Annotated in this window: 18 protein-coding genes and 1 pseudogene; 4 read left to right on the top strand and 15 right to left on the bottom strand. The window is 43.9% G+C overall.

Features of this window, described 5'->3' with window-relative positions; genetic code table 11:
• The first annotated feature begins 39 nt into the window (after positions 1–39).
• On the top strand, positions 40–747 hold the full coding sequence (locus CHF41_RS04000; RefSeq protein ID WP_119876090.1) for a GntR family transcriptional regulator: 708 nt from the start codon (positions 40–42) through the stop codon (positions 745–747).
• Positions 748–917: 170 nt separating this feature from the next.
• Positions 918–1,391 (top strand): annotated as a pseudogene (gene tnpA, locus CHF41_RS03995) (IS200/IS605 family transposase).
• 197 nt (positions 1,392–1,588) lie between these two features.
• On the opposite strand, the gene CHF41_RS03990 reads toward tnpA, so the two are convergent.
• The 10 genes from CHF41_RS03990 to CHF41_RS03945 all read right to left on the bottom strand — a co-directional run bounded on the left by CHF41_RS03990 (position 1,589) and on the right by CHF41_RS03945 (position 10,022).
• Positions 1,589–3,691, bottom strand: coding sequence for an AAA family ATPase (locus CHF41_RS03990; protein ID WP_119876089.1), 2,103 nt, complete (start codon positions 3,689–3,691; stop codon positions 1,589–1,591).
• A 310-nt stretch (positions 3,692–4,001) separates the two neighbouring features.
• Positions 4,002–4,412, bottom strand: a complete 411-nt coding sequence (locus tag CHF41_RS03985) for a peptide deformylase (protein ID WP_119876088.1) — start codon at positions 4,410–4,412, stop codon at positions 4,002–4,004.
• 33 nt (positions 4,413–4,445) lie between these two features.
• Entirely contained in the window at positions 4,446–5,540 is a 1,095-nt protein-coding gene (locus CHF41_RS03980) for a nucleotidyltransferase (protein WP_119876087.1), read from the bottom strand.
• On the bottom strand, positions 5,537–6,271 hold the full coding sequence (locus CHF41_RS03975) for a class I SAM-dependent DNA methyltransferase (protein ID WP_119876086.1): 735 nt from the start codon (positions 6,269–6,271) through the stop codon (positions 5,537–5,539). Before CHF41_RS03975 ends, CHF41_RS03980 begins: the two co-directional genes overlap by 4 nt.
• 162 nt (positions 6,272–6,433) lie before the next feature.
• Positions 6,434–6,784 carry a ribosome silencing factor gene (rsfS, locus tag CHF41_RS03970; RefSeq protein ID WP_119876085.1) on the bottom strand — a complete coding sequence of 117 codons (351 nt, stop codon included), beginning with the start codon at positions 6,782–6,784 and terminating at the stop codon, positions 6,434–6,436.
• A gap of 18 nt (positions 6,785–6,802) precedes the next feature.
• Positions 6,803–7,390: a bis(5'-nucleosyl)-tetraphosphatase (symmetrical) YqeK gene (gene yqeK, locus CHF41_RS03965; RefSeq protein WP_119876084.1), complete on the bottom strand. Its 588-nt coding sequence runs from the start codon at positions 7,388–7,390 to the stop codon at positions 6,803–6,805.
• On the bottom strand, positions 7,387–8,019 hold the full coding sequence (locus tag CHF41_RS03960) for a nicotinate-nucleotide adenylyltransferase (RefSeq protein ID WP_075104647.1): 633 nt from the start codon (positions 8,017–8,019) through the stop codon (positions 7,387–7,389). Before CHF41_RS03960 ends, yqeK begins: the two co-directional genes overlap by 4 nt.
• 42 nt (positions 8,020–8,061) lie before the next feature.
• On the bottom strand, positions 8,062–8,373 hold the full coding sequence (gene yhbY / locus CHF41_RS03955) for a ribosome assembly RNA-binding protein YhbY (RefSeq protein WP_067088219.1): 312 nt from the start codon (positions 8,371–8,373) through the stop codon (positions 8,062–8,064).
• Between the two features lie 14 nt (positions 8,374–8,387).
• Positions 8,388–9,494, bottom strand: a complete 1,107-nt coding sequence (gene yqeH, locus CHF41_RS03950) for a ribosome biogenesis GTPase YqeH (protein WP_119876083.1) — start codon at positions 9,492–9,494, stop codon at positions 8,388–8,390.
• Positions 9,495–10,022, bottom strand: a complete 528-nt coding sequence (locus tag CHF41_RS03945; RefSeq protein ID WP_119876082.1) for a YqeG family HAD IIIA-type phosphatase — start codon at positions 10,020–10,022, stop codon at positions 9,495–9,497. It abuts the gene before it with no gap.
• Between the two features lie 223 nt (positions 10,023–10,245).
• Between CHF41_RS03945 and CHF41_RS03940 the strand changes: the two genes are divergently transcribed.
• Positions 10,246–11,211, top strand: a complete 966-nt coding sequence (locus tag CHF41_RS03940; protein WP_119876081.1) for a DDE-type integrase/transposase/recombinase — start codon at positions 10,246–10,248, stop codon at positions 11,209–11,211.
• A 102-nt stretch (positions 11,212–11,313) separates the two neighbouring features.
• On the opposite strand, the gene CHF41_RS03935 is transcribed toward CHF41_RS03940, so the two are convergent.
• The 5 genes from CHF41_RS03935 to CHF41_RS03915 all read right to left on the bottom strand — a co-directional run bounded on the left by CHF41_RS03935 (position 11,314) and on the right by CHF41_RS03915 (position 16,034).
• The gene (locus CHF41_RS03935; RefSeq protein WP_119876080.1) at positions 11,314–11,538 is read right to left on the bottom strand and encodes a hypothetical protein; all 225 of its coding nucleotides are present in this window, start codon (positions 11,536–11,538) and stop codon (positions 11,314–11,316) included.
• A gap of 121 nt (positions 11,539–11,659) precedes the next feature.
• On the bottom strand, positions 11,660–12,286 hold the full coding sequence (locus CHF41_RS03930; protein ID WP_119876079.1) for a copper homeostasis protein CutC: 627 nt from the start codon (positions 12,284–12,286) through the stop codon (positions 11,660–11,662).
• Between the two features lie 63 nt (positions 12,287–12,349).
• The gene (locus tag CHF41_RS03925; protein WP_119876078.1) at positions 12,350–13,276 is read right to left on the bottom strand and encodes a DMT family transporter; all 927 of its coding nucleotides are present in this window, start codon (positions 13,274–13,276) and stop codon (positions 12,350–12,352) included.
• Between the two features lie 87 nt (positions 13,277–13,363).
• Positions 13,364–14,848: a UDP-glucose--hexose-1-phosphate uridylyltransferase gene (gene galT, locus CHF41_RS03920; protein WP_119876077.1), complete on the bottom strand. Its 1,485-nt coding sequence runs from the start codon at positions 14,846–14,848 to the stop codon at positions 13,364–13,366.
• A 13-nt stretch (positions 14,849–14,861) separates the two neighbouring features.
• Positions 14,862–16,034: a galactokinase gene (locus tag CHF41_RS03915; protein ID WP_119876076.1), complete on the bottom strand. Its 1,173-nt coding sequence runs from the start codon at positions 16,032–16,034 to the stop codon at positions 14,862–14,864.
• Between the two features lie 157 nt (positions 16,035–16,191).
• Here CHF41_RS03915 and CHF41_RS03910 point away from each other — a divergent pair, with 157 nt between their 5' ends.
• Positions 16,192–17,193, top strand: coding sequence for a LacI family DNA-binding transcriptional regulator (locus tag CHF41_RS03910; protein ID WP_119876075.1), 1,002 nt, complete (start codon positions 16,192–16,194; stop codon positions 17,191–17,193).
• The last annotated feature ends 100 nt before the right edge of the window (positions 17,194–17,293 follow it).

Raw genomic sequence — 17,293 nt, 5'->3', positions numbered from 1 at the left:
TTTTATGATATACTAAGAAAAAAGAGAGGACGATAGGTGATGAGTAAGTACAAAACTGTCTATGAAGACATTAAAAAAAAGATTCTCGCAGATCTATTTCCAGCCAATCAAGAACTGCCCAGTGAAAACGATCTGATGCACCACTATCATTTCTCAAAGGATACCATTCGAAAAGCCCTGTCACTCCTTGAGCGTGACGGCTATATCCGCAAACAGCAGGGACGAAACTCCATTGTGCTGGAACCTCAATTGACCAAGCCACAGCCCTTATCAGAGATTAAAACAGTAGGGGAGCTGAATCACCCCCATACCCACGATGTCAAGACAAGCTTGACGAGCCTCTATATTGTCCAAGGTGAGCCCCTTCTTATGGAGGCCTTTCAGGTCGGGGACAGTGTCGATTTTTACCGTGTGGGACGCTCGCGTACCATTAACGGAGAAGCCGTCGAGTATGAGATTTCTTATTTTGACCGCCGCATCGTGCCTTACCTCAATCGCGAGATTGCAGAAGGATCCATCTACCACTATCTGGAACAAGAATTGAACCTCACTATCAGCCATTCCGAGCGTGAAATCTCCTTCCGCTATGCCAATGACGAAGAGCGTCATCACCTTGATTTAGGGGATTATGACATGGTCGTTGTTGTCACAAGTACCAGCTACCTCGATAACGGCAAGCCCTTTCAATATGGCAGCATCAGCTATCGCCCTGATAAAATCACCTTCACCTCAACTGCTAAACGATAAAAAGGAACTGGACTGCTCCAGTTCCTTTCATTATGGCTTCAAGCCAGTTCTTCTCGCAGAGAAGAACAAGAAAACCACCAGCTAAGCTGGTGGCTAACAAGGCTTCTAGCTTTCATTTATCTTTCCTAGTATAATCTAATTGTTCAGGTTAGACAAAGGAGGAAAAATAAATGACTAAAAGTAGTTATAGTTTATCACACACCAAATGGATGTGCAAATATCATATTGTCTTCACACCGAAGTACCGAAGAAAAGCCATATACTACAAAATTAGGCAGGATTTAATCGATATTTTCCGTCATCTATGCCAATATAAAGGAGTTGAAATTATTGAAGGTCACATGATGTCAGATCATGTTCACATGTTAGTTCTCATTCCTCCAAAACTTGCGATTTCTGAATTTATGGGCTATCTGAAAAGTAAAAGTGCCTTAATGATATTTGATAAACATGCGAATTTAAAATATAAGTATGGAAATCGCAAATTTTGGGCAAGAGGCTATTACGTCAGTACGGTAGGATTAAACGAGAAAACTGTTGCGAAGTATATCCGTGAGTAGGAAAAGACTGACATCGCTCTTGATAAGTTGAGTGTTAAAGAGTATGAAGATCCATTTTCAGATGGAGGTTTTAGAACAAGATAAAAGCCCGTTGTTACGGGCATTAGTCAAGTAATAGAAGCTAACCTGAACGAAGTTCAGCGAGCGTCTTTAGACGCCCGCTGGAGGGAAACGGCTTATAGCCGGTGTACAAGCCACCCGTTTTCACGGGTGGTTATGACTTTAAAGAAAAAGTCTTTTTAGAACCTGTATTCACAAGCAAAGTCATTCTAATCGAGAGCTTATTTTTGACGAGTATCACTAATCACTAGCTCGCCCTCTACCATATCTGCAAACAATTCTTTAGCATCTAGGTGATCAAGGTAGAAATCGGTCACCTTATCGCGGATTTCTTGTTCAATGACTCGGCGGAGTGGGCGCACACCCATGACTTCGTTATACCCTTTCTCAATCAAATGCTCTTTAGCGCTCTCTGTCACTTCTAAGTGCATCTCTTTTTTAGCCAACATCTGATTAACTTCTGCCAGCATCAACTCAACAATCTCTGCCAAGTCTTCTTTTCCTAGGTGGAGAAATTCAATCACGGCATTGAAACGATTGAGAAATTCTGGGCGAAAGAATGGTTTGAGACGGTCCATAATATCAGATTTGTCAGCTTCATCATGACTTGCTCCTTCATAGCCAAATCCTGCATTTGAGGTCGCAATGATGACAGTATTTTTAAAGTTGACCGTATTTCCTTGACCGTCTGTCAAATGTCCGTCATCAAGCACCTGCAAAAGAAGCGTAATGACTTGCGGGTCGGCCTTTTCAATCTCATCCAACAGAACGATTGAGTAAGGATTTCTACGGACACGCTCGGTCAGCGTGTTACTATTGTCATCGTAGCCCACATAGCCAGCTGTTGTTCCGATCAACTTAGAAACAGCCGTACGATCACTGTACTCAGACATGTCTAGGCGAATAATCGCATCTTTTGTCCCAAAGAGGTCAAGCGCCAGCTGTTTTGCTAGCTCGGTCTTCCCAACACCAGTTGGTCCAACAAAAAGGAAGCTACCGATTGGGCGACGGCCCTCATCAAACCCTGCACGGTTCCGACGAATGGCACGGGCGACGGCTTCGACCGCATCACTTTGGCCGATGACCTTAGTCTTGAGGCGATCGCTCATCCCTTTCAAACGCTCAATGTCACTTGACCCCATTTGCGAAACAGGAATGCCTGTCATGCGCTCGATAGACTCTGCCACATCGTTGATGCTAGCCGTTACCTTAGTATCTTCAGAATGGTTTTTAATTTGTTTTTCTATTTCTTCAATGCGAACTTTAGCATTCAAGGCTGCCTCATAGTCCTCTTTTTGTACGGCATTCTCCTGCTTTTCTTTTTCTTGCGCAATTTCTGTTTCAAGAGCATGAATGTCTGTTACAGGGTGTTGCGCTGCCAAGTGAGCTGCGCTCACATCGAGCAAGTCAATTGCCTTATCAGGAAGACTCCGTTGCGGAATGTATTGGACAGAGTAGTCAACAGCTGCTTTTAAAACCTCATCTGGCAAGATAACATTGTGGTGCGCCTCATACAAGTCCCGGATTCCTTGAAGGATTTTGTAGGTGTCTTCAGCAGACGGTGCATTGACCTTGACTTCATTGAAACGGCGCGCCAGAGCTGCATTCTTCAAAATCGTATTGCGGTATTCGTCCTGAGTCGTTGCCCCAATCACGGTTAATTCTCCCCGAGAAAGAGCTGGTTTCAAGATATCCGCAAGACCTTTTGAAGCACTTTCACCTGTGCTACCCGCACCGAGAATCTGATGAATTTCATCAAAGAAGATGATAACATTGCCCATTTCCTTAACTTCTGCTATCAGATTTTGGATATTTTCCTCAAAGCTACCGCGGTACTGGGTACCTGCTTCAAGTCCGGAAATATCAATTGAAATCAATTCTTTGTTCTTAATCGCAGCTGGTACATCGCCACGAACAATCGCTTGGGCTAGCCCTTCTACAACCGCAGTCTTCCCGACCCCCGCATCCCCAACCAATACAGGATTATTCTTGGTTCTGCGAGAAAGGATTTCCGCAGTTTCTTGAATTTCCTTATTGCGTCCAATGACAGGATCGAGCATACTTTCTCTTGCTTCAGCTGTCAAGTTGCGACCAAGCTTTGCTAGAATGCCATCTTTTTTAAAATGCGGATTGTGCGTACTTTCCGCTTGCTCTTCTGTCTGTGGCAACTGACCGGTTACACGGTAATGAGCAAATTCTTCCGGTGTCACTTCACGACCATTGATGAGATAGCGGCGACTTTCTGTATTGTAGCCCTGCATGCGTCCCATTAGTTGATTGAAAATATCGTCTATGTTGTTAAAGTTGTTATAATGATTGTTCATGTTCATACCTCATTTATTCTTTTTTGACGTTCCCTGACCTTTTCTTAAAAAAGAAAGGATACCGTGTATCGCGTTTGACTTTTTCTGACCAATTTCACAAAAGAAATCGAAGCCAGGCTTCCCATTTGTTTGATGTTTACTGACCATTATCTGAAAAAGAAAACTCTTTGAGATAATGAATCTATAAGATTTCCCAACCTTACACTACTACTATACACCATTGGTCAGTAAATGTCAATATCTTTTTTGACTTTTTTTGACCAATTGTTCTAATAAAAAAACCAAATCGACTGATTTAGTTCTTTTTTCATCAAATAATAATGCCCTCTAAATGGTCCAGTTCGTGTTGAACAATCTGGGCGGTGAAACCTGTCAAGGTTAGACGCTTTTCCTGCCAATTTTGGTCGAAAAAGGAGACCTCGATTTCTTCAAATCGCTGAGTAGGGCGTACACCGTCTAGGGAGAGACAACTTTCTTCGGTTTGATAAGGCTGTCTAGCAGCTAGAAGAATGGGATTATACATGACTAGATTGGTAAATCCCATATTGACAATGATGATCCGCTTCCTAATCCCAATCATATTGGCCGCCATACCGACACAAGCATCTTGGTGCGCCTGCAAGGTATCCTGCAAATCTTGCCCAATCGCTAGATCCGCCTTGGTTGCTTTTTCTGACGGTCCTTGTAAAAAGAAAATATCTCTCATAATTGGTCGCATCATCTGCTCACCTCTTTCTATCATGTCTGACAACTGTTACTGGCCAACACCTATCGGCACGCGTCCGATATTTTGTTCTACCAGTTCAGGATGTCCCAGCTGGTAAATCTTATCAGCCTGCTGGGTCAGGATGTCCCACGGTTCTTTTCCAATCCGACTGATAAAGGCAACCTCCTGCTTCAAGCTCGCTAAATGCTTGCGCCCTTTTTCAGTAAAACCTAGGACATGAATGGCCTCAGAAAGAGAAGTTTCCCTTGCCTGGACTAAGATATAGGTCAAAAGCCTTCTCACTCGTGCCTTAGTATAGCGTTTCGTCGCAACTTTCTCGACTAATTCATCAATAGAGATTGCCGTTTTAATGGCTTCGATGATACGACTTGCCATTTCTTGGTTCATTTGGTAAATCTCTGTCAAGTCAGGGTTGGAGAGAATTTGGTAGCGCAGGTAAGGAAAATAATTTGACCAGGAAACACGCGGTGCTTGCTGGAGTAAGTGCCCACTTGGGCTAAAAGTTGTAACAAACTGGGCATCGTCAATCCGATTTCTCAGAGCCGTTGCCGAGGCAAACTCCAAATGGACATCCAAGGAATGAAAACCAGCTCCCTTTCGCTGGATTGGACATAGGGCGATTCCTTTTCCTGCAACGGCTTTGGCATAGGCAAGAGCGAGAACGTGATTTGGTGTATTCCCTGAAAAACTGAGACCCGCAAACCTTTCCCACATGAGCCGCGTTTTTTCAGGGTAGCTCAAGCTATCGGGTAAGCGAGTTAGAAAATCTACCATTTCTGCTCCTTTTGCCTCGTAGAGCTCTGCTATTTTCCCGTAGTCCAACAACTCCTCCGTCCCAAAGGATAACTGGTCAATCCCCAGACGAGCGAGAATAGCCACGGCACCTTGGGCAAAGAAGTCCGCTGCCTGAACGCTGACCAAGAAGGGCAACTCAACTACCAAATCTGCACCATTTTCAAGTGCCATTTGCGCCCGCGTCCACTTGTCCACAATCGCAGGCTCCCCCCGCTGGGTAAAATTACCACTCATGGCGACAATCTTTAGCCCTTTTGTTTGCGAGAGGAGATAGGCATGACCATTGTGAAAGGGATTGAACTCCGCTATGATACCAGTGACGGTCATTTTTCTGCTACAAAGAACCAGCGAGCGCTTGTTTGCGTTGGCTCCTTGTCCTCAAAATCCGCATAGACCTTAACATGTTTAAAACCTGCCTGCTCTAATAAGACATCATAGGTCAAAAGATCATAGGTCCGCTCCTCATGAATCTCGTCCATTCGGCTGAAACGACCATCTTCTTCTTGCACAAAGAATGTCAACTCGTGAACGATTGAGTGCGGTGGCTCATCTGCATAGGTATCCCAGACAAAGGCAAAGTCTTCCGCATTTTCATGGTAGCTATAGCCTGGAAAAACCTTATCCATTTGGTAAGTCGAATGCACATCAAAAAGAAAACGACCACCCTCATTGAGATGTTGATACACCTCTTGAAAGACCTGACCGACCTCGACTTCATCTTCCATATAGCAAATCGAATCCGAATAACAGGTCACCATATCAAACTGACCGAGACTGGATAAGTCGAGCATATTGCCCTCTAAAAAGGGAATGGCAAGACCCGCTTTTTGACTGCGTTGTTGTGCCAACTCAAGCATCTCACGGCTCAAATCAAGCCCCGTCACATCAAAGCCTACCTCCTTAAAGCGAATGGACTGAATCCCTGTCCCACAAGCTAATTCAAGCAGTTTTTTCTTTCCTTTTGGGAAATGCCGCAGGCTAAAATCGGTCCATTGGTCATAGAGATGGTCATCCATAATCGCATCATAGACCGAGGCAAAAGTTTCATACGTCGCCATGTTGTTTCCTTTCTTTTCTTGAAAAAACGCATACTCGTCAAAAATCAAAGTCTGACATAGAGTAGCTGTCGACTCCCAACTAAGAACCTGTATTCATAAGCTCCCGATTAGAGTTGTTGAGCTGTGAATACAGGTTCTTCGTTTTGTATTCTTTCTACAGTCTTACAGCCAGTCAGCTACATCAACATTCTCAGCTTCATGCCACAATTTTTCAAGGTTGTAGTGGGCACGCATTTCTTCTGAGAAGATGTGGACAACGACACCGCCTAGATCTAAGAGAACCCAGCCACCTGCCGAATCACCCTCGATTTGACTCCCTGCAAAGCCCGCCTCTTTGACCTTTTCACGGATATTTTCCGCAATCGCCTCAAGCTGGCGACTGTTCATCGAGCTTGCAATGACAAAATAGTCTGTCACACTGGTCAGAGATGTGACATCTAACGCTACAATTTCTTCTGCCCGTTTTTCATCGGCCGCTCTAACGACCAATTCTACTAATTCTTTTTCTTTCACGTTTTACCTCATTATTGGTTACTGATTCAAATATCCTACATAAGCATTGTAGGTTTCAATCGTTTGGGGATAGATAGGAATGCTCTTCTGGACCAAATGCGCTACTGTATGGACTGTCTCAAACGCTACAGCTTGCTCAAGCGACACCTTAGCTAATCTTCTTGCCTCATCAACCCCTGGAAAAGCACGGTTTGGTTCAATGTAGTCAGCCACGTAGAGAACCTTATCGAGTAAGGTCATCTCCGCTGCTCCCACCGTATGGCGCTCTATGGCTTGTAAAATTTCTGAGTCATTTAGCCCAAAATCTTGACGAATTTTGTAGGAGCCGACCATCCCATGCCAGACATTATTGCCCCAGACTTTCAAGTCTTCACCTAACTGATACTGGTCAATCAAGTCCAGAAATACTTGGTCGTCCACTTCCTTGGCATAATCATGGAGAAGAGCCGCAAGACTCGCTTTTTTCTCGTCACAACCGTACTGACGAGCCAGCTCTAGCGCTGCTTCTTCCACACCCAGAACATGGCGGAAGCGTTTTTCTGACATTGCAGAACTGATTTTTTCAAGGAGCTGTTCACGGTCAAAAGACAAATCTGCTGCAATCATTTGTACAATCCTTTTTCTTCAATGTAGTCCAAAACCTCATGTGGTAGCATAAAGTTTGGCACACGACCTTGCTGAATAAATTGGCGAACCATACTGGATGAAATATCCATTAAGGGAACGTCTACCCAGATAATCGGATAAGAAGTTCCTGCCTTATAACGTGGGCGCTGTACACCAACAAATTGCACCAGCTGAATCAACTCATCAATCCGATGCCACTTGGGCAAATAGTCCACCATATCAGCGCCGATGATGAAATAGTAATCCGTATCAGGATTCTTTTCTTTCAAGAGTTTCATCGTGTCATAGGTATAGCTGATGCCACGGCGCTCTAACTCAATCGTTTCAATCCCGAGACCTTCAATCCCTGCAATCGCCATTTTGAGCATGTTGTAGCGGTGCAATTCGTCAATCGTTTCTTTTTTGTCGACATGAGGCGGTAGAAATTCAGGCATCAGCAAGACCTCATCTAATTTTAACTGCTGCCGAACCTGGTCAGCCACAATTAAATGGGCATTATGAACAGGATTGAAATTCCCTCCCAAAATACCAACCTGCTTGCGATTTGTTTCTTTCTTTTCAACTTCTAACTCAACCTTTGTAAAGGGTGTTAAGAGCTCAATTGCCATGTAGACTCCTTATCCAACTCATCCATTCTTGGACCATTCTCACTAGATTTCTCTCACTTTGATAGAGAGTTTTCGATTTTCTTTCTTGCTTGATTGCTTGAAGAGAATCAAGGTTCGACCAATTTTTTGCACGGTATCAACCCCGATTTCTTCTTCCAAGGTTTCAGCCACATCGTGGATATTTTCATCCGTATTTTGTAGTAGCGTCACCTTTATCAACTCTCGTCTATCCAAGGCCTGACGGACGCTGGTCTTAATCTGGTCATTCAAGCCATATTTCCCGATTTGGATAATAGGTTTCAAACTATGCGCCTGACTGTTAAGAAAGGCCCGTTGTTTTGATGTTAATGTCATAGTATTTCCTTTTTCTATATGATTGCTTTACGAATCACAACACCGACACCCTTTGGTGCCCAGGCTGCGATTTTGGCTACGCCATTGATACGAATCCAACCTAGACCTGAGAAGACGACATCTGTTTTTTCAGTAATAGTAAATTCATACCGGACCAATTCTGGGAAGTTTTCTAATTCTGCACTAGTTGGTGGCACTAGTAAACTACCTGCGTGTTTTTGGTAAAATGCTGTCGCACCATCTAATTTGGTGCGGTGAAGTTTTAATTCATTGTCAAAAAATGCGGTAAAGCCCTGTTTTTCTCCTGCGATAAAATCAAACCGTCCTAAACCAGCTAAAAAGAGGGTTTGTTCAGGATTTAACTGATAGGTTTTGGGTTTGATTTCCTTACGTGGACTAGCAAATTTTAAATTTTTGGCAGACAAATAATGGGCCATCTGATGACGATGAATAATCCCCGGAGTATCGTAGATGTAAGACCCATCATCGAGAGGAATTTCAATCTTATCAAGGGTTGTACCGGGGAAACGAGAGGTGGTAATTACGTCCTTGTCTCCTGTAATTTCCTGAATAATGGCGTTAATCAGCGTTGATTTCCCAACATTGGTCACACCGACCACATAGACATCACGACCCTTGCGATACTGTTCAATCCTGTCAATCAAGTCCTTTATGGCGTGCTTGTTTTGAGCAGATGTTAACATCACATCAATCGGACGCAAGCCTACCTCATGAGCCCGTTCGGTCAGCCATTGGGTCACTTTCCCGTCCTTGACAGACTTAGGCAAAATATCCTTTTTATTCCCGACCAAAAGGACATCATTGCCGGATACAAAGCGTGACAAGCCTGGAATGACAGAGCCATTAAAGTCGAAAATATCAATGACATTGACCACCAAAGCATCACTGTCCCCTACACTATGGAGCAGGGTCTGAAACTCATCATCTGAAATATTGACATCTGAAATTTCATTATAATGACGGAGACGGAAACAGCGCTGGCAGTAAACCTGGCCTGTTTCTAATCCCTTTTCCAAGACAGATTGGGGCGTATAGCCTACCCCTTCTTTTTCCTCGGTCTGAATCAAGGCTCCGCAGCCAATACAATACAATTCTTCCACTTACATTTCCCTCTTGTAATCAAATGCGCCATATTTGGCGGTAATTCTCTTCATCATACGGCGTTCACGCCAACGATTAATTTGAGTGTTAATCGAGTCTGTCTCAATGAGCGGCCGTACCAAGACCGAACGAATCCCTGCCCGCTTGGCAGCTCGAATATCCGTCATCAGCTGATCACCAATCATAATCGCTTCTTCGCGCCTAATGCCAAAACGTTTAATGGCGCGCTCAATTCCAACAGTAAAAGGTTTCAGAGCAAAGGCTTCAAAATCAATTCCAAAACGCTCTACTGCCCGCTTCACACGTTCATATTTATTATTTGACACAACAACCACATGGATTCCCGCATCTCGCAAATCATGCAACCACTTGCGCATCTCAGGGGTCCCGTCTGGATTGTTCCAGGCAATCAAGGTATTATCCAAGTCCACAAAAACTGTTCGAATATGGTATTTTTGCAAACTTTCTACTGTCACATCATAGGCTTTTTCAAGCACAAAATCTGGCATATAATTCTCAACTGTCACATTATTCTCCACTATCATTTTTCCTGATAAGAAAAGCAAACTTACTCATCTCACCAAAGAAGCTAATCATTTTATTCTACCATAATTCAGTACAAATAGCGAATGGAAAACAAAAGGTGCCCGACCTATATTGTTACCTTACAATAGATGTGAGACCTGAGTACAAAAAAGAAGAAACCTGATATGATAAAAGTAACCACACTTCTCATAAAGGAATCTTCTCATGACTAGTATACCACAAAACCTTCGTTATTTGCCACACACGCTCGACACACGTTACCACGCGGTGAAAACGTATCGTGGTGGGGCTTCTGTCGCATTCATCTGCAGGCGGTATAAGGTCTCAAAAGCCTCTCTCATGCGCTGGAATAAGCGATTTGACGGAACCAAGGACTCTCTCAAAGATAAGTCCCACAGACCACACAAAACTCACCCCAAAGCTCATACTGAGCAAGAAATCAGGTGGATTAAAAACTGCATCCGCAGAAATCCAAATGCAACCCTCATCGAGATTTTCTACAAGCTAAGAGCCAACAAGGGATACGACAGACACCCTTGCTCTCTCTTTCGGCTCTTGAGAAAAATGGGATTCTTCAAGGCGGCTGAAACCAAGAAAGAGGCCTATGTTCCTAAACCCTATGATACACCCACGAAATTAGGAATCAAGTGGCAAATGGACGTGAAGTACGTCCCTAAGCACTGTTACACTGGCACGATGCCTGAAAAATTTTACCAGTACACTGTCATTGACGAAGCAAGCAGAGAGCGATTTATCTATCCCTTCAAGGAACAGTCCTCTTACTCCACTGTCCAGTTTGTCAAAATGGCCATTAAACACTTTCGCTACAAGCCACAAATTATTCAGACCGACAATGGATTTGAGTTTACTCACTTCAAGGAAACCAAGCAGATTCACCCCTTGGATGTGCTTTGTAAGGAGCTGGGCATGGTGCACAAGCTCATTCGACCGCGAACACCTAGACACAACGGCAAAGTGGAACGCAGCCACAGAAACGATAACAGACGCTTTTACCAACACTTGCGATTCTACTCCTACGATGACCTCATCAGGCAGATGAAACGATACCTCTACACCTCTAACAGACTCCCCATGCAGAGCCTAGGTTGGAAATCCCCTATTGAAACAAGAAAATTTCTCCAAGGAGCTAGCTCCTTGGAGATAGAATAGCATATCATGGTTTCTAAAAATAAAAGTTTGGTCTCACATCATTGACAAAGGTACAAAAACAAAAGGTGCCCGACCTATATCAAGCACCTCTTTTATCCATATCTACAGGCTATCGTCCTTTTTCTCATCGAGTTTAGCTTCGATGAATTTTTTGATACTTGGAGCAACCCCAACTGCAATCGCCACTACAATCAAACTAACAGGTTGTGTCGCAGAAATCACCTTGGCATCCACCAAAATATAAAAAGCAAAATAGATAACTGCAAGAAGCAACCAGCCATGGTAAGCAAATTTCAACCATTTTTTCTTTTGTTTATTTGTCGTCATTTTATCTCCTTTAAAATGTTCTACTTTCATCTTTCTTTTTTTATTAGGTATAGTATAACATATCTTGTTTTTCAAAAGAAAACAAAATAGTTATTCAATGGGAAAGCATACCCGCTAGCAATCACCAAAACAGACGTGTACCGTGAACCTGTGTAACCCCAAGCTCTTGCATCAAGTGCTCAGCATTGTCTCTTGTCACACCGCCTCCGATTAGGATTTCAATTCGATTATCGGCATGCGCAAGCAACTCCTTGATCCAGTCTACATTGTCACCCGCAGCACCATGAATCCCACCACGCGTTAAAATCCGTGTCACACCATGTTCGACTAGCCAGTCGATTGCTTCAAACTGGCGTTTTCGCGGAATCATATCAAATGCCATGTGAAAGACTGTTTCAAGATTTCCAGCTTCTGCAATCAGTTGACATAAAAAGTCCTCATCTAGCCAATTATCCTCGGTAAGAGCACCAAAAACAAGTCCGTCCGTTCTCAATTCCTTGGCAATTCTGGCGTCTTCTAACATCATCTTCTTTTCTGCTACATCGTAGCAAAAATCACCTCCACGGGGCCGCACCATGGTCATGACGGGCACTCCCTGTTCATGGGCCATATCGCATACCGTACCAATGACACCGTAGCTGGGAGTGGTTCCACCCACCGCTAGATTGTCACACAGCTCAATCCGACCTGCACCCAAAGCAATGGCATGCGCAATCCGCACATGATTTTCTGCACAAAATTCTTTCATCGATGACCTCCATCATGTAAGCCTTTTCTTTTAGTATAACATAAAAAAGAGCAAGTGGCGTACTTACTCCTTTATAGCTGTCATCTTTTGCTTTTTTCGTGCCATGAGCATGTCTTTAACTGAAACAAGTAGAACCGCAAGCAGAATGAGAACCATACCGACCAAATCCATCGGATAGAAGACTTCATTGACCACTAAAACGGCGAAAAAGACCGAGGCAATCGGCTCAATTGAGGCAAGCAAACTCCCATTGACCTGGCCAACCATACTCACCCCTTTTAAAAAGGCAGTGTAAGCAAAGACAGTCCCGACTCCTACGATACCAACCAACCCCCAGAGAATCTCACTAGTAAAAGGCATGACATGCTGCCAAGGTTGAAAGACTAGACCGACCTCAAACGATCCCAAGAGCATGGATACGCCAATCACAACTAGACTGCCATACTCTTTAATAATAGCTGTTGGCAAAATGATGTAAAGCGCATAGGTCACCGCAGAAAACAAGCCCCAGAATAGACCTTTTGGTGTCATAGCTAACTGATTGACCTGTCCATGGGTCGCAATCAGAAATGTCCCAAGAACCGCAAAGACAATCGCAATTAGTTCAACCGCTGTCGGCTGTTGTTTCTCTTTCAAACAGACATAGGCTAAAACCAAAATAGGACAGAGGTATTGCAACACTGTTGCCGTTCCTGCATTGGTATGATAAATGGCAGTTAGATAGGCAGATTGATTTAAGACTAGGCCAAAAATTGAAAAGAGAAGCAGACGAATCATGGCTTTCTTATCCATCAAGAGTTGCTTGAGCTGCGACGGATTTTGAACTGCCGCTAGGGCAACCAAGAGGACACCAGAAATCACTAGGCGCAGGGCAGTTAGCGTCTCCACATTCACACCTCTTGCCATGACAAACTGGCCACTGACACCTGATAAGCCCCAGGCAATCCCTGCTATCAGGGTCAAAAGAGTCCCCTTCATCTTCTCGTTCATCTAGCATATCTCCTTGTTTTCACTTGAATCTATTGTAACACAAAAGCAGACGAAAATTTCGTCTGCTGTCGTTTTGAAAACACTTACTTATTGATTGACTAGGCCGACATATTCCGCAAAGCGCAAGAAGGCTACCTGGCCTTCTGGTGTACGTTTGTAAACACCGGCATCTTCTAAGACGCGTCCAAAGACTTGACCGACCGCATCATGCACAATCTGGGTCACTTTGTCTTTAGAAATCTCAGGATACTGGTCTTTCAAGGCATCGGCCCAATCTTGATGGTAGTCCGCAACCTGATCCACCTCTCCTAGCAGATAGGCCTCTACTTCTTGTAATTCTATCTTCAAACGAGGTGGCAAAATCGCAAGTCCCATAACCTCAATCAGACCGATATTTTCTTTCTTGATATGCTGTACATCTGGGTGCGGATGATAAATCCCGTCTGGAAATTCTTCAGAGGTCTGATTATCCCGCAAGACCAAGTCCAGCTCAAATTGTTGACCTTTTTTCCGTGCAATTGGGGTAATGGTATGATGTGGCTCGCCGTTTGAAGAAGCAAGAATCTGTACCGTTTCATCAGAGTAGCTCCGCCATTTTTCCAAAATCTTAGTCGCAAGCTCCACCAAACGCTCTTGGTTCTCACTTGCCAAACGAATGACCGACATCGGCCATTTGACGATACCAGCGCTCACCTCTTCAAAACCAGCAAAGGTCAGCGAATACTCGATTTCTGCCTTTTCCATAGCAAAGGTGTGCCGCCCGCCTTGATAATGGTTGTGGGTGAGAATAGAGCCACCAGCTATTGGTAAATCCGAATTGGACCCCACAAAATAGCCCGGCAATAGCTCTACCAAATCTAGCAACTGTTCAAAGGTTTGTGGCGTAATCGCCATTGGCACATGCTCTGTATGCAAGAAAATCGCATGCTCATTGAAGTAAGCATAGGGCGAATATTGGAAACCCCATTTTTCCCCTCCCAAATCAAAACGAATAATTCGGTGATTGGCACGAGCAGGGTGATTGATACGCCCTTGATAGCCCTCATTTTCCACGCAGAGAAGACACTTAGGATAGTTGGCAGCTTCTACTAATTTAGCTGCCGCAATCGCCTTAGGGTCTTTCTCGGGCTTCGACAAATTAATGGTAATTTCCAAATCACCATATTCTGTCGGCACCTGATAATAGATATTCTTTGCAATAGCCTTGACCTTGATGTAGTCGTTACGCTTACTGAGTTCATAAAAATCTGCAATCGCCTGGTCAGGATTGTTCTCATACTGAGACCAAAAGGCTTGGTTAACCTGACTAGGACTTGGTGTGATGAAGTCCATTAGCACCGCTCCAAGAACTTCCTGCTCTTCAAGGAGATTTCCAACCATACCATTTGCAACTGCAATCGCAACCAGTTCATCCTTGGCTTCCACAATTGTCGTGGCTTGACTTTCGCGCTCTACTCCGCTTTCACCAACGAGAGCCATAACACGATTCCGCAGATAGATACGGTCAACTTCCTCATAATTACTTTCTGAGATGACCCCGTCCACAAACCTGTCTAGTACACTCTTTGTCATGTATTCTACCTACTTATTTTCGGGATAAAACGCGAGAACCTGCTGCAATTTCAGCGATATAAAAGCTCGGCGCATAGCCCACGATGTCTGTATAAATCTTGCCGACATGTTCGATGAAAGCATCTACCTTGTCCTTTTCAACAATGGCAATGCCACAACCGCCAAATCCAGCTCCTGTCATCCGCGCACCAAGCACACCCTCTTGCTGCCAAGCAGTATGCGCCAAGGTGTCTAATTCTAGCCCTGTTACTTCGTAGTCATGTTCCAAAGACACATGAGAAGCATTGACCAAGCGACCAAATTGCTCCAAATCTCCTGCTTCCAAGGACTGTCTTGCCTGCAAGGTCCGCTGATTTTCCCAAACAGCATGGCGAGCCCGCTTGATACGGTTTTCATCCTGAATCAAGTAGCTGTATTCATCAAAGGTCTGCGCATCTAACTCACCCAAGGTCTGAATATTTAACACTGCATTTAATTCTTCAACTGCTTTTTCGCATTCTGCTCGGCGTTCATTGTATTTGGAATCTGCCAGTTCCCGGCGCTTATTGGTATTCATGATGACGATGACATGGTCACCCAAATCGAGTGGCACTAGTCCATACTCAAGTGTATTAGTATCTAGATAAATGGCCCGCTGATCTGCGCCCATGCCGATTGCAAATTGGTCCATGATACCAGAATTAACCCCGATAAATTCGTTTTCCGTCTGTTTGCCAATCTTGACCAAATCAAGGCGAGTCAAGTCCAAATCAAACAATTCCTCTGCGATAATCCCAATCAATAATTCTAAGGAAGCTGACGATGACAAGCCAGATCCATTTGGAATATTACCATAGACAAAGACGTCTAGCCCGCAATCAATGGTATGTCCTGCTTCTTGTAAATATTTCAAGACACCCTTAGCATAGTTTGTCCAATTGTCCGCCTTATCATACACCAAATTCTGTAACGAAACCTCAATAATCCCCAGGTCCTCAAAGTTGGCAGAATAAAAGCGCAATACTTGATCCTCACGCTTACGAGCTGCACCATAGGTCCCTAAGGTAATCGCAGCTGGAAAAACGTGCCCGCCATTGTAATCCGTATGCTCTCCGATTAAGTTAATCCGTCCTGGGGAAAAGAAGGTCGCATCTGCTTCCTTACCAAAAATCCCTTCAAAAGCTTGTTGAAGCTCTACTGTGTTCATATACAGCCCTCCCATTGTAACCGTTTTTATTTTATTGTAAACTGATTTGTCTGGTTTGTCAATATTTTTAGTAAACTTTACTAAAACCAACTCTCTTTTATAGTCTGTTATTTTTACTAAACTATGGTATAATAAAAGAGAACTGAGGAGAAGGATTATGGTTACTTTAAAAGATATTGCACAAAAAACGCAGTTGTCCACTGCGACGATTTCTCGTGTCTTAAAAGAGGATGCGAGCTTGTCTGTCAGTCCTGATACGCGCGCAAAGGTCTTTGCTATTGCCCAAGAATTAGGCTATACCAAGCATCTGAGCAAGCAACGTCCTGATAGCAGTGTACGAAAAATCGGTATCCTCCAATGGTATACCGAAAGCAGGGAATTGGATGATCTCTACTACTATTCCATTCGGATTAGCTTAGAACAGCGTGCCTTTGCACTAGGTTATGACATCGTTCGCTGTTTCCACGATATTGCTTCGCCACTTCTAAAAGAGGTAGATGCCGTGATTGCCATCGGAAAATTTAGTCAGCAGCAAATGACAGAATTAGCAGGGATTCACAAACAGCTAGTCTTTGTGGATTTTGATACTCTGGCAGATGGTTTTTCCTGCGTGACAACTGATTTCAACCGCTCGGTCATTCAAGTCATTGACCATTATCTTGAACAGGGCATTACGGAAATCGGAATGATTGCAGGCCAAGAAGAAACCTACGATAAAGAATTAACTTTGTCAGATCCACGATTGCGGACTTTCAAACAATACCTGTCTGATCGTGACCTCTACCAGAATCGCTTTGTCTTTACAGGCCCCTTTACCAGCCAAGCTGGCTACCAGTTGATGAAAGAGGCCATTGATAACTTGGGAGACGACTTGCCAGCAGCCTTTTTCGTTGCCAATGATAGCCTTGCTGTCGGTGCCCTTCGTGCCTTACACGAAGCCCAAATCTCCGTTCCAAATCGAGTTCAAATCATCACCTTTAACGATACCCCAATTACCAAACAAGTATACCCCACCCTCTCAAGCATTACCGTCTTTACTGAAGAAATGGGAATTCAAGCAGTTGATTTAGTGGACGCCATGTTGAAAAAACCAACCACATACCACCCCCGCATGGTCAAGCTTGGCACACAATTAACCTTGAGAGAGAGCAGTTTATAAAGAACCACCTAGCTAAAAAGGCTCAAAACCAATAGTAGTTCATTGGTTTTGAGCCTTTTCTAGTGAATTGAATAAAGATTAGGACATCATCAAGTCGCTT

The organism is Streptococcus respiraculi, from assembly GCF_003595525.1.
GTDB lineage: Bacteria > Bacillota > Bacilli > Lactobacillales > Streptococcaceae > Streptococcus > Streptococcus respiraculi.
This window is presented reverse-complemented; position numbering and strand designations above follow the sequence as displayed.

What these genes read in the sequence shown, in the direction of transcription:
- CHF41_RS03925 (WP_119876078.1), bottom strand. Translation starts at nt 13,276, where the DNA reads ATGAACGAGAAGATGAAGGGGACTCTTTTGACCCTGATAGCAGGGATT.
- CHF41_RS03960 (WP_075104647.1), bottom strand. Translation starts at nt 8,019, where the DNA reads ATGGCAATTGAGCTCTTAACACCCTTTACAAAGGTTGAGTTAGAAGTT.
- CHF41_RS03915 (WP_119876076.1), bottom strand. Translation starts at nt 16,034, where the DNA reads ATGAACACAGTAGAGCTTCAACAAGCTTTTGAAGGGATTTTTGGTAAG.
- yqeK (WP_119876084.1), bottom strand. Translation starts at nt 7,390, where the DNA reads ATGATTGCAGCAGATTTGTCTTTTGACCGTGAACAGCTCCTTGAAAAA.
- yhbY (WP_067088219.1), bottom strand. Translation starts at nt 8,373, where the DNA reads ATGACATTAACATCAAAACAACGGGCCTTTCTTAACAGTCAGGCGCAT.
- galT (WP_119876077.1), bottom strand. Translation starts at nt 14,848, where the DNA reads ATGACAAAGAGTGTACTAGACAGGTTTGTGGACGGGGTCATCTCAGAA.
- CHF41_RS03975 (WP_119876086.1), bottom strand. Translation starts at nt 6,271, where the DNA reads ATGGCGACGTATGAAACTTTTGCCTCGGTCTATGATGCGATTATGGAT.
- CHF41_RS03910 (WP_119876075.1), top strand. Translation starts at nt 16,192, where the DNA reads ATGGTTACTTTAAAAGATATTGCACAAAAAACGCAGTTGTCCACTGCG.
- CHF41_RS04000 (WP_119876090.1), top strand. Translation starts at nt 40, where the DNA reads ATGAGTAAGTACAAAACTGTCTATGAAGACATTAAAAAAAAGATTCTC.
- CHF41_RS03940 (WP_119876081.1), top strand. Translation starts at nt 10,246, where the DNA reads ATGACTAGTATACCACAAAACCTTCGTTATTTGCCACACACGCTCGAC.
- CHF41_RS03980 (WP_119876087.1), bottom strand. Translation starts at nt 5,540, where the DNA reads ATGACCGTCACTGGTATCATAGCGGAGTTCAATCCCTTTCACAATGGT.
- CHF41_RS03935 (WP_119876080.1), bottom strand. Translation starts at nt 11,538, where the DNA reads ATGACGACAAATAAACAAAAGAAAAAATGGTTGAAATTTGCTTACCAT.
- CHF41_RS03930 (WP_119876079.1), bottom strand. Translation starts at nt 12,286, where the DNA reads ATGAAAGAATTTTGTGCAGAAAATCATGTGCGGATTGCGCATGCCATT.
- CHF41_RS03985 (WP_119876088.1), bottom strand. Translation starts at nt 4,412, where the DNA reads ATGATGCGACCAATTATGAGAGATATTTTCTTTTTACAAGGACCGTCA.
- CHF41_RS03990 (WP_119876089.1), bottom strand. Translation starts at nt 3,691, where the DNA reads ATGAACAATCATTATAACAACTTTAACAACATAGACGATATTTTCAAT.